This is a genomic window from Gardnerella sp. KA00127 (assembly GCF_049244125.1).
Taxonomy (GTDB): domain Bacteria; phylum Actinomycetota; class Actinomycetes; order Actinomycetales; family Bifidobacteriaceae; genus Bifidobacterium; species Bifidobacterium swidsinskii.
This window is the reverse complement of the sequence record NZ_CP058377.1, coordinates 1,528,377-1,542,300: the sequence shown is the minus strand read 5'-3', so window position 1 is coordinate 1,542,300 and position 13,924 is coordinate 1,528,377. Positions and strand designations below refer to the sequence as shown.

Annotated in this window: 12 protein-coding genes, 3 tRNA genes and 1 pseudogene; 14 read left to right on the top strand and 2 right to left on the bottom strand. The window is 43.2% G+C overall.

From position 1 onward, the window contains the following. The first annotated feature begins 279 nt into the window (after positions 1-279). From rplJ to HXT48_RS06315, 6 genes and pseudogenes are all read left to right on the top strand, one after another. Entirely contained in the window at positions 280-801 is a 522-nt protein-coding gene (gene rplJ, locus HXT48_RS06340; protein WP_012913809.1) for a 50S ribosomal protein L10, read from the top strand. A gap of 97 nt (positions 802-898) precedes the next feature. Further along, on the top strand, positions 899-1,279 hold the full coding sequence (rplL, locus tag HXT48_RS06335; RefSeq protein ID WP_004105575.1) for a 50S ribosomal protein L7/L12: 381 nt from the start codon (positions 899-901) through the stop codon (positions 1,277-1,279). Positions 1,280-1,429: 150 nt separating this feature from the next. Beyond that, positions 1,430-1,603: pseudogene (locus HXT48_RS06330) on the top strand (peptidase); the annotation flags it as partial. Positions 1,604-2,156: 553 nt separating this feature from the next. Further along, on the top strand, positions 2,157-3,488 hold the full coding sequence (locus HXT48_RS06325; protein WP_012913810.1) for an FHA domain-containing protein: 1,332 nt from the start codon (positions 2,157-2,159) through the stop codon (positions 3,486-3,488). A 20-nt stretch (positions 3,489-3,508) separates the two neighbouring features. Then, the gene (locus HXT48_RS06320; RefSeq protein ID WP_012913811.1) at positions 3,509-7,267 is read left to right on the top strand and encodes a hypothetical protein; all 3,759 of its coding nucleotides are present in this window, start codon (positions 3,509-3,511) and stop codon (positions 7,265-7,267) included. Then, positions 7,264-7,467 carry a hypothetical protein gene (locus HXT48_RS06315; protein ID WP_004109746.1) on the top strand — a complete coding sequence of 68 codons (204 nt, stop codon included), beginning with the start codon at positions 7,264-7,266 and terminating at the stop codon, positions 7,465-7,467. The genes HXT48_RS06320 and HXT48_RS06315 overlap by 4 nt, the downstream gene beginning before the upstream one ends. 131 nt (positions 7,468-7,598) lie before the next feature. On the opposite strand, the gene HXT48_RS06310 is transcribed toward HXT48_RS06315, so the two are convergent. After that, the gene (locus HXT48_RS06310) at positions 7,599-8,378 is read right to left on the bottom strand and encodes a hypothetical protein (protein WP_041160462.1); all 780 of its coding nucleotides are present in this window, start codon (positions 8,376-8,378) and stop codon (positions 7,599-7,601) included. Between the two features lie 112 nt (positions 8,379-8,490). Then, positions 8,491-8,667, bottom strand: a complete 177-nt coding sequence (locus tag HXT48_RS06305; protein ID WP_004574103.1) for an FmdB family zinc ribbon protein — start codon at positions 8,665-8,667, stop codon at positions 8,491-8,493. A gap of 309 nt (positions 8,668-8,976) precedes the next feature. Between HXT48_RS06305 and HXT48_RS06300 the strand changes: the two genes are divergently transcribed. From HXT48_RS06300 to HXT48_RS06265, 8 genes are all read left to right on the top strand, one after another. Continuing rightward, complete coding sequence (locus HXT48_RS06300; RefSeq protein WP_064622061.1) at positions 8,977-10,059, top strand: hypothetical protein; 1,083 nt, start codon at positions 8,977-8,979, stop codon at positions 10,057-10,059. A gap of 172 nt (positions 10,060-10,231) precedes the next feature. Next, entirely contained in the window at positions 10,232-10,525 is a 294-nt protein-coding gene (groES, locus tag HXT48_RS06295) for a co-chaperone GroES (RefSeq protein WP_102155458.1), read from the top strand. Between the two features lie 193 nt (positions 10,526-10,718). Beyond that, positions 10,719-11,816 (top strand): histidinol-phosphate transaminase, encoded by a 1,098-nt coding sequence (gene hisC / locus HXT48_RS06290; protein WP_102155455.1) that lies wholly within the window; start codon positions 10,719-10,721, stop codon positions 11,814-11,816. 110 nt (positions 11,817-11,926) lie between these two features. After that, a tRNA-Tyr gene (locus HXT48_RS06285) sits at positions 11,927-12,008 on the top strand. A gap of 1 nt (position 12,009) precedes the next feature. Then, positions 12,010-12,081: transfer RNA gene (locus tag HXT48_RS06280), tRNA-Thr, on the top strand. Between the two features lie 4 nt (positions 12,082-12,085). Further along, positions 12,086-12,159, top strand: a tRNA-Met gene (locus tag HXT48_RS06275). Between the two features lie 53 nt (positions 12,160-12,212). Beyond that, entirely contained in the window at positions 12,213-12,383 is a 171-nt protein-coding gene (rpmG, locus tag HXT48_RS06270; RefSeq protein ID WP_004105548.1) for a 50S ribosomal protein L33, read from the top strand. A gap of 124 nt (positions 12,384-12,507) precedes the next feature. Beyond that, the gene (locus tag HXT48_RS06265; protein ID WP_102155453.1) at positions 12,508-13,779 is read left to right on the top strand and encodes an FAD-binding protein; all 1,272 of its coding nucleotides are present in this window, start codon (positions 12,508-12,510) and stop codon (positions 13,777-13,779) included. The last annotated feature ends 145 nt before the right edge of the window (positions 13,780-13,924 follow it).

Below are 13,924 nucleotides of genomic sequence, written 5' to 3'. Positions count from 1 at the left end.
ATTTTTATAGTATTTCTCTTGACATTGTCCTAACGGCGTATTAAACTTACCCAACGTAAACCACAGACCGTTGGCGGAATTAAAAATTCCTGAAATTGATGTGTCAGGCCAGCACAGGTTGAGCGATGATTTATAGCGAATTTCGTTATGAGTCGAAAATTTAAGCACGCCTTAGTGCTTCTTATGTTGCTCTGCCAGTGCGCAGGGCTTTTTTTATTGCTCTGTTTAATTAAGCTTGATGCGTTTCTTTCACCTACGGCCAATTTAGGAAGGAACGCCATGAAGAGGCCCGAAAAGGAAGCGGTAGTTGCCGAGCTTACGGAACTTTTCCGTAACGCAGACGCTATCTACCTCACCGAGTACCGCGGGCTTACCGTTCCGCAGATTTCTACTCTGCGCGAAAAGCTAGGCCGCGATACTTCCTACTCTGTGGCTAAGAACACGCTTGCTCGTATTGCTGCTAAGGAAGCGGGCATTGAAGGTCTTGACGAGCTTCTCGCCGGCCCAACTGCAGTCACCTTCGTTAAGGGTGATTTCATTGAGGCTGCTAAGACCTTGCGTGATTTTGCCAAAGAGAATAAAGCCCTCGTCATTAAGGGCGGTTTCGCAGATGGAACCGTTTACGATGCCGAAGGTGCAAAGCAGCTCGCCGACTTGAAGTCGCGCCCACAGTTGCTTTCCGAAATGGCCGGCGCGCTCAAGGGCACCATGTCCAAGGCCGCTTACCTGTTCAACGCATTGCCAACCAAAGCAGTTCGTACAATCGACGCTTTGCGCGAGAAGCAGGAAAAGGCCGCTTGATTCCCTTGCAGCTTGCTGCATGAGACCAACCAAATGTAAAAATGTTATGGTCGTAAGGCATAAGGTATGCCCGGCCAAGTAAGAAAGGAAGCCAATTATGGCTAAGCTCACTAACGAAGAGCTTCTTGAAGCTTTCGGTGAAATGACCCTCGTTGAGCTCTCTGAGTTCGTCAAGGCATTCGAAGATAAGTTTGATGTCGAAGCTGCTGCTCCTGTAGCCGCTGTTGCCGCTGCTCCAGCTGCTGCTGGTGCTGCTGAGGAAGAGAAGGACGAGTTTGACGTCGTTCTCACCGCTGCTGGCGATAAGAAGATTGCAGTCATCAAGGCTGTGCGTGCTTTGACCAGCCTTGGCTTGGCTGAAGCTAAGGCTCTCGTGGACGGCGCTCCAAAGGCTGTTCTCGAGAAGGCTAAGAAGGAAGACGCTGAGAAGGCTAAGGCTGCCCTCGAAGAGGCTGGCGCTTCCGTTGAACTTAAGTAGTTCTAACTTTTTGTTGCTTTGCGCGTAACGCAGTTTTATGCGTGCGTGTATAGTGAAAATTAGGCGGTAGGATTATTCCTGCCGCCTTTTTTGTTGCGCTGCGACCTTTTCTTTACTTGCGCGTAAAGTTTCTGCCGCGCGTGTTATGCGAAGGTTGATGACAAGGCTGCCGCAAAGAAGTCTGATAAGAAGTCTGAAGCTAAGAAGTCTTCCGAGAAGAAGGCTGCTCCATTGGCTAAGACCGGTGCTGCTGTAGCTTTGGCTGCTGTTGCTGCTTCTGTGCTTGCTGGCATGGGTGCTGCTCTTCGCAAGATCCGTCACTAAGCTGAAATCTGATTCAGTGATGAATCATTTGGGCTTTAGCTTATTGGTTGATCGTTGAGTCGGTTTTACTGTGAATTACTTAGTCTAGTGTGCTGAAAGGTGCGCTAGACTAAGTGCTTTTGTAAAAAATTTTGTGCTCTGCACGCTGTGTAGATCTTTTAGTTTTATACAGCAATTAATTGGTTTGCGTTTGCTTGTTGATATGGTTTGCCAAATTTCCTTTTTTACTATTGATTCAGGCTTCGTTAACCGATTAATGCTGAGCACTTTGCGTTGTTGCTTTCCGCTAGGGACGGTTGGTAATATCGCAAGTTTCGAGGCTCGGAAGTTTCTTCCGAGCCTTTTGTTATTTCCATTTGCATAAAGATTTTAAAAATTATTGCAAATAAAATTCTTTGCAAAAGTTCTAGTAAAATTCCTTATAAATTTTCTTGTAAAATCTTCAAATATGAATATGTGATATTTTTATGCTTAAAATCAACAAATACTAGCGCAATATACACAAAGCATGACACAATAGTAAGTAGTGTGTTTTTTGAAGGGAGCAGATCACGTGAGTGAGCGACAAACCGTGCAGCGCTGGATGATTACAGTTGGTGGTGTCGAGCAGGCACGTGTGGGTGCAGGTCAGTCTGTAGAGATTGGTCGAAAGCCTATACGCCCGTTGCGTGAAGATGGTTTCGCGCGCGTCGACATAGTGGATAATAAACGTTCTATGTCAAAGAGGCATGCGCTGCTAATTGTAGACATGCGAGGCGTGGCAACAATACGAGATTTGCATTCAACTAACGGTACATATTTAGTCAGCGCAAATGGTGATTTGCTGCGTCTAGAGCCTGATGTTGATTTTCAGCTTCCAGATAACTTAATGCGCATGCAATTCGGTGATGTTCCTGTTGATTTTGTGCGTGTAGAAGAAGAATCTGCTGAAGTTGAAAAAGATAACGCAGTGCGTAATCTGTTCTCTTATGCTACAGATGAATCGCATGATGAGCCTGCAGCTTCAGATTTATCAGTAGATCAAATTCTTGATTTGCGCGCTGGTGAGCCAACAGGTGTTTTCCATGCTCAATCAGTTTCGCATCCTGGATTGTCTTGGAAACAAGGCATGCAGAATCATACTCAGCTCAATGATGATTCGCAAACAGATGTTGCTCCAATCAATCATGATGTAACTTTGCCTGTTATGCGAGAACAGCAGGAGGTTCCTGTAGAGCCGCGTAATTTATTTGCAGATGCGCAAGCGATTCAGCAAGAAAGTTCAACTAAAGAAGAACCTTCACAACAAGATTCTGTGATTTCTTCGGTTTCTGCAGTTGATCAAGCTGATTCAGTTGCTCAAGCTTCTCCGGTTACGCCAGTTAATCCGGAAACAAATATATTGCAAAACGAAAGTTCTCAAGAATTTCTAGTATCTCCATTAAATTCAACTGAAACTTTTGCTGAAAATATTGCCAATACTTCAGCTTTTAATGGTGCAAATACAGGTTCTAATAATCTCGATATTAACAGTTTTGGCTCTACGAATCTCGGTACTACAAATCTCGACTCTAATAATCTCGATATTAACAATTCTGATGCGGAGTACACACCTGCATTTGAGCCAGGCTCCGTATTTGAAAAAGTATCAAAAGGCGAATTTGACTCTCAAGAAAATGTAGTGGAAGCCGGCGGATTTACGTCAAAAGAAGCTGAAGAAAGTAGTGATTTTTCAAAGCAATTTGAGATGGCGCAATATTCGCAGTTGCTTCCGTTCTTGGCTGCAAACACTGGGTTATATGATGACTTATACGCGTGGCTCGCAGCTCAAGGTAATTCTGAAGTAGATGCTGCACTAGCTAGAAACAGCGGTTATAGTGCATATCGCAAAGCTATTGAACAGTAAGCAAGTAGTAGGGTGGGAATATGAGTGATACAAACAACGTGGAGCAGGATTCGTCAGAGCAAGTTTTTACTGATACAGTAGTTGAAAATACTACGTCAGAAGGTGATTCTTTAGAAAAATCTGGCTCTAACAATACCAACAGCGCTCGTACTAACGCTTTACAACATATAGTTGGGTGGAAGCAGCAATATCAGGCTCAGCTATCTCCTTCTCCACTAGAAGATATAACGCAACTTGCTGCACAATTAGAGTTGACGCATGCTCATCCTTCCGGAATTGCGCAACTTTTTGCAAGCGGAAAAGTAACATTAAAATCTTTATTCCGAGACGCTGGAATGTTGCGGGCTGCTGGGCGAAGGCTAGATCGAGTTTTTGAAGATAGAGACGCAAAAGCACACGAAAGTGGCGTTTCCGAACTTTCTTTAATAGTTGGTGTTGCATCGTGGAATGGCAACCATGTGCCTGTTCTTACGTATCCTGTGAAAGTTGTTCGTGACACTAATCAAGATGAGACCTCCGCCACTATTTATTTCTCTGGAAGTGTTGGGCTGAACAATTCGCTTGTGTCGCGTTTAAGTGAGCGTGGTGTTCAACTTAGGGAAGATGTTTTATTCGACGGATCTCAATATGAAAGTGGAACGCCAGAAACTTCTGTAGTGTTTGATGCTATTTGTAAGCAAGCTCGCTCAGCTTTTACAGATTTTGATATTGAGCGCGATATTATACTTGGCTGCTTTACAGATGCTGGTTCGCGTTTTGTAGCAGAAAGTGAACAAATTATTGACGCTTTGCAATCTGGCAATGTTGGAAATGCGATGATTGACGCTATGGCTGGCGATGATCGAGCTATTCATAAGCTTCAGTCTGCAAATAAGCTAGAATATAGTCCTTTCGACGCAGATCCTCATAGCGAATGCGAAGTTGGTGAAGTAGATAACGTTGTGCGTTATGCAGCGGAGCTTGTTGCTTCTGGAAATTCTCTGTTCGTGGATATTGATTCGGGCTCAGATTCAGCTGCGATTGCTGCTGCGATTGCTTCTCGTTCTGTGATTGCAGGACATTCTGTGTTGTATGTGCCTAATGTTGTTGAGCAGCAGAGGCGTTTCCGTTACACGTTGAATACGCATGAAATTTCCTCATTAGCATTAGACGTTGCGGATGGTCATATTGCTAAGCATGTCGATGCGCAGTTGATTGCAGCAGTTGGTGCTAGACATAGTATTGCGACTTCACGATTTGAGCAGGTTGCAGATGAGTTGGTTGGAGTGCGTTCTCGCCTTACTCGTTATTTAGGCGATCTTCATGGTATCAACGAAACTTGGGGAGTATCTGCATATCAAACAATCCAGAATCTTGCAGCAATTGCAATGTTTCCAACCCATCCGTCTACGCATGTGCGTTTAGATGTTTCTGCAGCGCACGCCATGACCGGTCATATTGAAGAGTGGTCGAAAAAATTCCACCAAGCCGATGAGCTTGGAGAGTTTAGGATAAATCCTGAAGATACTCCTTGGTTTGGCGCGTCGATATTTGACGAAAATGAAGCTATATCTGTATATCAGCGTGTTGTAGACGTGCTTCTTAAGCTTCTTCCAGCAACTCGAGAACAAGTTAAAAGCACTGTGCAAAGCTGTGGTTTCCCTGTGCCAACAACAGCTCGTGAGTGGAGTCGTCAAGTTACAGTTCTCAAAAATTTGCGACGTGTACTTGACGTATTTCAGCCTGAAATTTTTGAGCGCGATTTAGATGCAATGATTGAAGCGAGTAAGCCGAAAGTTCAGCGTAAAGCCGAAGGCACAATTATGGGCTTCTGGGAACGTAGACATCATGTTCGAGAAGCGCGCAGCTTGCTAAGAGTTGGAGCTAAAGTCGATGATTTGCATGAGGCATTAAAGATTGTTGCGCAGCAAGCAGCTCAGTGGCGTACTTTCGTGCCTCATGGCGGATGGCCTGTTTTGCCGCCAAAATTGGATGATATTGTAAATACTCAAGAATTATTAGCAAGGCATTTAGTTGCTCTTGATGCAGTGTTAGCAACAACTCTTAAGGGCGCGGATCTTGAAAATATTGAATTTGCGCAGCTTGAAGCTCGTTTGCAAGATTTGCATGACGACAGAGCATCTCTAGATACTCTCCCTGGTCGTTGCAATTTGGAGCGTGAGTTCAGCAAAGCGGGCTTATCTGATTTAGTTAGCGATTTGCGTCGTCGCAACGTTACAGGTAATGCAATTGACGGTGAGTTGCAATTGGCTTGGTGGACTACTGTTTTTGAAGATATCGTTAATTCTTCTGCAATTATTTCTCACCAAGATGGCTCCGCAATGCAAGATGTCTCTGATCGATTCGTGCAAGTTGATACAGAACATGTGCGTTCAATCGGTCCAATGGTTCAGCAAGAAGCTATGAGGCATTTGTGCGATTTATTGTTCTCGCACACGCAAGAAGCTAATCAGTTACATACTATGCTTGCAGGAAACCGTTCTGGAATTACTTTTAATAAATTATTGCGCAATTATGCGGAACTTGTGTTGGCTGCGAAACCAATACTTGTAGCTATGCCATCTACTCTTACTATGATGACTCCGTTGAGACCTATTGCAGATACTGTAATAATTGATTCGGCATCTCATATATCAAATATTGAGTTGCTATCTATTTTGTCTCGTGCTCGTCAAGTAGTAGTTTTAGCGCATAAGCAAACAGTAAGTTCTGAAAGTTTGCGTTCGCTTATTTCATTACTACCATCTGTAACAGTAGTTTCTAGAGCAACAAGGCGCTCGCTTCGTTTAGCGCGATTCTTGGAAGAACATGGTTACGGAAAGTTGCGTCACGACGTTCCTGTTGAGCGTTTGCAAGGTAAAGTTCGTTTGCATCAAATTGAAGCAACTGGAGTTCCAGTAATGTCTTCTGGGCTTATTGAAAGCAGCCAGCGTGAAATTGATGAAGTAGTTGAGCTTATTCGTCAGCGTGCGAATACGTTTACGGTTGTTCCTTCAAGCTATGTGCTTGTCGTAGTTACGTTGACAAACGTGTTCCGCAGTCGTTTAGGAGCAGAGTTGAAGTCTTTGTCTATTAAAGACGAAAACATGGCTAGATTCTTGCGACATGTGAGACTTTTGGGCGTTAATGAAGCTTCTGGAGCAATAGCAACAGATGTAATTATGTCGCTTTGCTATGCAAAAACATCTCATGGCAGACTTCTTCAGCAGTTTGGATTGCTTGAAGAAGAAGGTGGAAGCAGTATGCTTCTTGACGCTTTGGCTCTAGCTCGTCGTCATCTAGATATTGTTAGTGCGTTTACATCTAAAGATATGGAAGATGAGCGTTTGCACCAAGATGGTCCAAAGCTTTTGAAGAACCTTTTGCAATGGGCTGAGAAGTTAAGTGATAAGCCGCTTCGTCCAGAAGATGCCAACGATGTTGAAGCGCAAATTGCTGCAGAAGCTGCACAAAGAAATGTGCTATTTACTGATTTAGCTGAGCGTATTCGCTCGCGTGGATTAAAAGTTGCAGTCAACTATGGCTTCGATAATGGCGTTAGAATTCCTCTAGTAGTTGGACTTGCGGACAAGTCATTTGCTGTTGCTGTGCTTACGGATGATGCGCAATTTATGAGCGTGCAATCAACTCGTGAACGTCATCGCATGATTATTCAGGATTTGGAATCCTTGGGCTGGTCAGTTATGACAGTGTGGAGCGTTGGAGCTTTTGTCAATCCTGAAAAAGAGGTTGACCGTGTTGTTTCTCGTCTCGGGGAATTGTATGGTGACAACGAATGAGTAAATACGATCCCAATAGAAGATCTCCCCGCAGGTCAGTTAGGGTTGTTCGTGAAGGCTCGGAGCTTTTTGATGCAGATGGCGTTAAACTCGAGCCTTCTGACGAGCTTACTTTGCAACAGCGTAATCAAGACGACGATAATCGTATTTTAAGCGAATTGCCGCCTCACTGGGCGGTGTTTTCCGAGCGTATTAGTTGAGCTTGAAATACGCGAGAAGTAGCAGAATGATTTATTCTTGTTGCTGCTTGTTGCTGACTGGTCATTATCGCTAATTGCTAATAATTACCGCTGATTTCTACTAATCGTGTACGTATTCCATGACGGCAATCTCATTGTGACAATTTCATGGCAACAATTGCCAAAGAGGGGTTTGCAGACTGAGCTTGTAATAATCGCAACGCATCTGCAGCAGGCATAGCAAGAGTGGTAGTATTTTGCTGATTTTGTGAAACTTGGGTGCTTTGAGTTATTTGCATTACCGTAACATTATGAACTACGCTAACATAGCGTTCGTCAATTTCTGCAATATTGTTTTCTTCAATATCCTGGTTTTTGTTTTTATCGTTATTTTCTATAGTGCTGCTTTTAGATTTTTCGTTGTTGTGACTTTCTGCATTTTTAGAGTTAGAAATTTCTTCATCTTGTACCGGCTTGCTAAAAGCTAGATCAATTTTTTCGCCAGGAAGCAGTGTGTGATCTGCACTAGCTAAATGAATGGTAATAGAAGTGAATCCTTCTGGAATGCGCGGAATTTTACTCAATAGTGTTTGCAAAATTGGCATGCCTTTACGTATTTCGCATGTTGCAATAATAGAAGCATTCGCGCTTATATTATTAGATAGCGCTTGATTAAATACTTTATGTTTAGGCACTCGAACGTATGCAATATCGTTTACGCTAACGCGTGAACCTTTCTGAATATTGTGTTTAGCTACTGCTATAACTTGAGTTTCTTGTGAGTCAATAATAGTTGACACAACGAGTAAAGCCATCATTCCAGCACATAGCACAATAATGATTTTCCGCACGAAAGCGCGTTGCCTTCGCTGCAATAACGCACTATTTTTTGCGTTATTTTGAGATTTAAATAAAGAAAAATTTATGCTCATACCTGCATTTTGAAATATAAAAAATGCAAGAGCAAGAAAAATTGCGCGCTGTGGATAAAACCTATTAGCGCGCAATATTTAAACAATAATTAATATTTATAATTTTACAAAATCATTTATCGGTTCGATAAAAGCCTTTGCCTTTAAAGTTGATTGGAGGAGCAGAGTACACTTTGTGCACTGCATCTTTTCCGCACTGAGGGCAAATGGTAATAGGGTCATCTGAAAATGATTGATGTTCTGAAAAATCGTATCCGCATTGCTTGCAACGATAATGATAAGTAGGCAAAAGTCCCTCCGAAGTTACACGAGCACATAAGTAGCAGCTTACTGTTCCTTCACATATCCTAGTACATACTATGACAGTTATTATAGGTGTTAAATTTGCTTAGTGAATGATTGCGGCACAGCATATTGTGTGATGTCGCGCGCAATAATCCCACATTTTGGCGACACGCCGAAATGTTTATGTTGCTACACATCCTATGACTTCTTTATATTAATACTTATGGGTTATGAATCGGTGAGTGCGGTACTCGTATTAGTCATCCTCGTAGCCTTATGGTTCGGGTGGTTGCCTAAACGCACGGTTAACGGCATGAAGTCTATGCTTGAACATCGCGAGGATAGGTTTTCACCAACACTTCATCTTGTAGGTGAGTGGAGTACTGCGCGCATTTGCGACGGTACTAGTATGTTGGCAAAAGGGGCTTGTATGCAACCGACACAACAAAAACGAACATTAACTCCTGAATATATTGCGCGCATTCGCGCTGCTAGGCGTGCTGCAATACGCCGTCGTTGTGTGTTGGTAGTTGCGCTTGCTGCCTTGACTTTTGTCGTATTCTTAGCAGGATGCTCTGGTATATTTTCTCCAGTTTTTGCTCTTATTCCTGGAGCTATGTTGGCAGTAGTGCTTTATTTTGGAGCTCGTGCTTCTAAGCATGCTCGTGCTTGGGAGGCGCGTATTGCAACAATGCGCGCTGCTTCGAAATGCAAAGCTGAGGATGAGCTGTGCGAACGCCACAATAGTGCTGTTATACGCCAGTTGAAAGATTATTCTTCTGCATCTGATTCTGATTTTAATGGAGAAATCAACAGTAGTGATGCGATTTCTCAAAACGACAGTGCTGAATATTCTGTATCTCAGACTGTAGTGCCTGTTCGAAATGATGCGTCTCGTGACAATACTGAAACTTCGGTTATGGAGCAGAGCGAAATTCGTGTTGCGTTACATCGTGCGGAGCAAGAGCGCAATGCAGCGTTGCGTGAGCGTTTGTATAAAGAAGAATCTGAATCTAAAGAGTCTAATATCGTTGAGGCGGAAAATAAAGACGCATACGATTCTTCTAACGCTTTTGTGGCTTCGGAGCAAAACTATCAGTCTAATCAAGATTTAATTTCGTTCTCGCTTGATTCACAAACTAAGTCTGATTCAGGTAATGCTAATTTAGCATCTCGTACTCCAGAAAGTTTGGAAATTAAGTCAACTAAGCAAGTAGTTAAAGCTGTACCAGTTGCTAATGTTGATAATGCCAATGACGCTGCTAATTTTGCTGCTACAAACTCTTCTCAGTTCCACGAAAAAGAAAAAGTGAGCGAAGTGGATGCTCCAGAGAGTTCTGAAGACTCACTCGGCGTGGCAAATTTGCATGATGTTCTTGCTCGTCGAAATGCATGATTTAAGAGTTTTCTAAAAATTTTCTTAAAAGATTAGCACTCGAGTTGTTAGAGTGCTAAATTCGCGGTATTATGAGGCATAGAGCGTAAGTGCGGTTGCGGACGTGATCGTCAGCCTCGTCGGATTGTTTCTTGCGTACGAAATAGTATCTCTTATGAAAGGGGTGGCAACAGTGTCGATTAAGCTCACACCGTTGGAGGATAAGATTATTGTTAAGCAAGCTCAAGCGGAAACTCAGACTGCTTCTGGCTTGTATATTCCAGATAATGCCAAGGAAAAGCCACAGCAGGGTGAAGTTCTTGCCGTAGGTTCTGGTCGTCGCGACGATAAGGGCGAGCGCATTCCTATGGATGTTAAGGTTGGAGACAAGGTCCTTTATTCCAAGTACGGCGGAACTGAAGTGCATTATGAAGGTGAGGACTACTTAATCGTGTCTTCTCGTGATGTGCTTGCAATTCTTGGCTAGTATTTAGCCGGTTGAAACAATAAAACTTACGCTGGAAATGACGGAAACGTTGTTCCCAGCGTTTTTTATTGCGGTACGTAAGAATGTCTGTGGAATATTTGGATAGGCGGCAGAAACTTTACGTGGTTGTAAGGTTTTGGTCGGATTTTTGCTATTGCACAGTTAAGGCATGTGTGGAGTATGATGGAGAAGTATGACATACAAACACCGCAATATTGTAGATACAATTCCTAGCTACAAGCAGGGTAAGCCAGCTCCTAAATTGGACGGCATTCGTGCGTATAAGATTTCTAGTAACGAAAATCCTTATGAGCCTTTGCAAAGCGTAAAAGAAGCGATTTCAAATCGCGCTCTTAATGTAATAAACCGTTACCCTAATATGTGTGGCACAGAAGTTGTTGAAGAACTTGCCAAGCGTTTTGGTGTGACTGCAGACGAAGTCGTGCTTGGTTGCGGCTCTACGGAAGTTATTACGCAGCTTGTTGACTTGGTTGCAGGTCCGGGAGATGAGGTCATATATCCTTGGAGAAGCTTTGAAGCTTATCCGATTATTGTGACTGGAGCTGGTGCTACAAGCGTTCAGATTCCTAACCGTGCTGATGGTTCCCATGATATTGACGCTATGATTGCGGCTATTAGCGATCGCACGCGTTTGGTTATTTTGAATAATCCTAATAATCCAACTTCTGCTTCACTTAGCGAGGAGGAAGCTCGCAAGGTATTAGATGCTGTGCCAAGCGACGTTCTCGTACTTATTGACGAAGCTTATGTGCAGTTTAACACAGCAAAAGGCACTGCAAATGGCATAAAACTGTACCATGAGTATCCAAATGTAGTTGTTGCTCAAACGTTCTCCAAGGCTTATGGATTGGCAGGTTTGCGCATTGGTTATGGTATTGCTCCGGCTGAAGTCGTAGACGGTATGCGTAAAGTTGCTGTGCCATTTGGAGTGTCTCAAATAGCGCAGGTCGCAGCTTTGGCTTCTTTGGAAGATGACGCAAGCAAGGAGATGAATACTCGTGTTGCATCTCTTGTTGCTGAGCGTGAGCGCATTCTTGAAGCTTTGCGCGAGCAAGGTTGGAATATTGAAGATGCGTATGCAAACTTCTTCTGGATGCCATTTGGGGCAGATACCGAGCGGGCAACAGAACATTTTATTGCTGCAGGATTGTCTGTTCGCGCTTTTGCTGGTGAAGGTATTCGCATTAGTATCGGCGAGCGCGAGGCTAATGACAGGGTTTTGACAGTTTGCGAAAATTTAAAAAAAGAAGGTTTTTCGCTAAATAACTAGCTTTTTGCATAAAAGTTTTGCTTTCGGCGTGTCTTAATCTTGCATTAGTCGCGATTTCGTGGCAAAATAACAAAGTTGCCGTTTGAAGTTCACTTCTTACGGAGACTGCTGGCGGGTTTCCCAAGTGGTCAAAGGGAGCTGACTGTAAATCAGCCGCTTCGTGCTTCAGTGGTTCGAATCCACTACCCGCCACGCCTCGATAGCTCAGTGGTAGAGCACTTCCTTGGTAAGGAAGAGGTCGTGAGTCCGATTCTCACTCGAGGCTCTCTGGCGGGGTAGCTCAGCTGGCTAGAGCGTACGACTCATAATCGTAAGGTCAAGAGTTCGAGTCTCTTCCTCGCTACAACGGCCAGTAGGAGACTGGCTGGCCAATAATGAATTGTAGAGGTGAACGAAATGGCAAGCAAGAGCGCCGACATCCGTCCGGGCATTACGATGGCATGCACGGAGTGCAAAGAGCGTAATTACATCACGACGAAGAATCGTCGCAATACGCCTGATCGTCTTGAGTTGAACAAGTTCTGCCCACGCTGCGGCAAGCATACGCTTCATCGCGAGACTCGCTGAATCTTCAGCTTACTGCGCTCACGATTTTGGCTTGTTTAAGCTTATTGCTAGTTGCGCAGATTTTATGCTTATTACCCCGCTTAATGCGGGGTTTTTGTTATTTATTGCTGTTAATATTTAAACCATGAGTATGCAAGCATCTTTAGTAAATAATCCATCCTTTGCAGATATAACAACTGTTGGCGTAGGTGGCAAAATTGCGCGTTTTATAGAGCCAAAAAGTCGCGTTGCTGTTATTGAAGCGGTAGAAGATGCTGATGAGCTTGGTCTGCCTTTATGCGTTATCGGTGGCGGCTCTAATATGCTTGTTAGCGATGAGGATTTCAACGGCGTTGTTGTGCGAGATGCTAGACGTGATATTCATGTGCTTGATGAAGCAGCACCTTCAGAAGATGGCATTGATTTGCAAAGTGGTGCTCATTTAGTGCATATCAATGCTGAAGCTGGTTGTAATTGGGATGATTTTGTTTCCCATACAATTTCTCTTGGCTTAGAGGGTGTAGAAGGTCTTTCTGGCATACCTGGCACTGTTGGGGCTTCTGTTGTGCAAAATATTGGCGCTTATGGTCAAGAAGTATCTCAAAGTGTTACTTCCGTAGAAGTCTGGGACCGCAAAACAAAATCAACTATGGAGTTGCAGAAGGATGCTTTAAATTTTGGGTATCGCACTTCATTGCTTAAAAAAAGCATGTACTCTTCAGTAGGAGTTCCTGCGGACTCGTATTTTCCTACTCCTCGTTACGTTGTGCTGTCTGTTACTTTTTGTTTGAAACACAATTCAACCGGCGTTGTCTCTCATTCGCAATTAGCTAATGCTTTGCACGTAGAATTGGGTGAGCGCATGCAAACAGCAGCAATACGTCGTGAAGTTTTGCGCGTTCGTGCCTCTAAAGGCATGCTTGAGGATGCTTCTCGTTACGATAAGCTGTGGATGCGTGGTACAAAGTGTGCTGAAGGTGTTGAATTTGCTTTGCGATTGCAAAGTGAAGACTATGTTACTGGCGAATTTTTAGAGGGCGATAATATTTACAGTGATCGTCATAGTTGCGGTAGTTTCTTTATGAATCCAATACTTAGTACTAGTGAAGCCGATACTTTGCCAGAAGATGCTCCTAAATTTGATGCAATTATGCAAGATGGATCGCATGGTATAAAAACTTCTGCAGCTTGGCTTATTGACCATGCTGGATTCCATAAGGGTTTTAGGCTTATAGAAAATGGGAAACCTTCGCCTGCGGGGCTTTCTTCATTGCATACTTTGGCACTTACCAATCGTAATAATGCTTCTTGTGACGATATTGCAAATTTGGCAAAAACTATTATCCGTGGTGTGCAAAGTAAGTTTGGTGTAACGCTTATTCCTGAACCTGTTGTAATAAATATTTCTATAAACTGAAAATTTTACGAATATGATGCGTTTTATGCAGTAATATATAAGTTTATTATTTAAATTTTCACAAATAATAAAGGAACACACGGTAAAACTACCGTGTAAGCAATGTTTTGTGTAATATTTACCTACATTATCTATATAAATTTTT

Excerpts from the sequence above, each read along its gene's own strand:
- rplJ (WP_012913809.1), top strand. The coding sequence starts at position 280 with ATGAAGAGGCCCGAAAAGGAAGCGGTAGTTGCCGAGCTTACGGAACTT.
- rplL (WP_004105575.1), top strand. The coding sequence starts at position 899 with ATGGCTAAGCTCACTAACGAAGAGCTTCTTGAAGCTTTCGGTGAAATG.
- HXT48_RS06320 (WP_012913811.1), top strand. The coding sequence starts at position 3,509 with ATGAGTGATACAAACAACGTGGAGCAGGATTCGTCAGAGCAAGTTTTT.
- HXT48_RS06315 (WP_004109746.1), top strand. The coding sequence starts at position 7,264 with ATGAGTAAATACGATCCCAATAGAAGATCTCCCCGCAGGTCAGTTAGG.
- HXT48_RS06310 (WP_041160462.1), bottom strand. The coding sequence starts at position 8,378 with ATGAGCATAAATTTTTCTTTATTTAAATCTCAAAATAACGCAAAAAAT.
- HXT48_RS06300 (WP_064622061.1), top strand. The coding sequence starts at position 8,977 with ATGAAGTCTATGCTTGAACATCGCGAGGATAGGTTTTCACCAACACTT.
- hisC (WP_102155455.1), top strand. The coding sequence starts at position 10,719 with ATGACATACAAACACCGCAATATTGTAGATACAATTCCTAGCTACAAG.
- rpmG (WP_004105548.1), top strand. The coding sequence starts at position 12,213 with ATGGCAAGCAAGAGCGCCGACATCCGTCCGGGCATTACGATGGCATGC.
- HXT48_RS06265 (WP_102155453.1), top strand. The coding sequence starts at position 12,508 with ATGAGTATGCAAGCATCTTTAGTAAATAATCCATCCTTTGCAGATATA.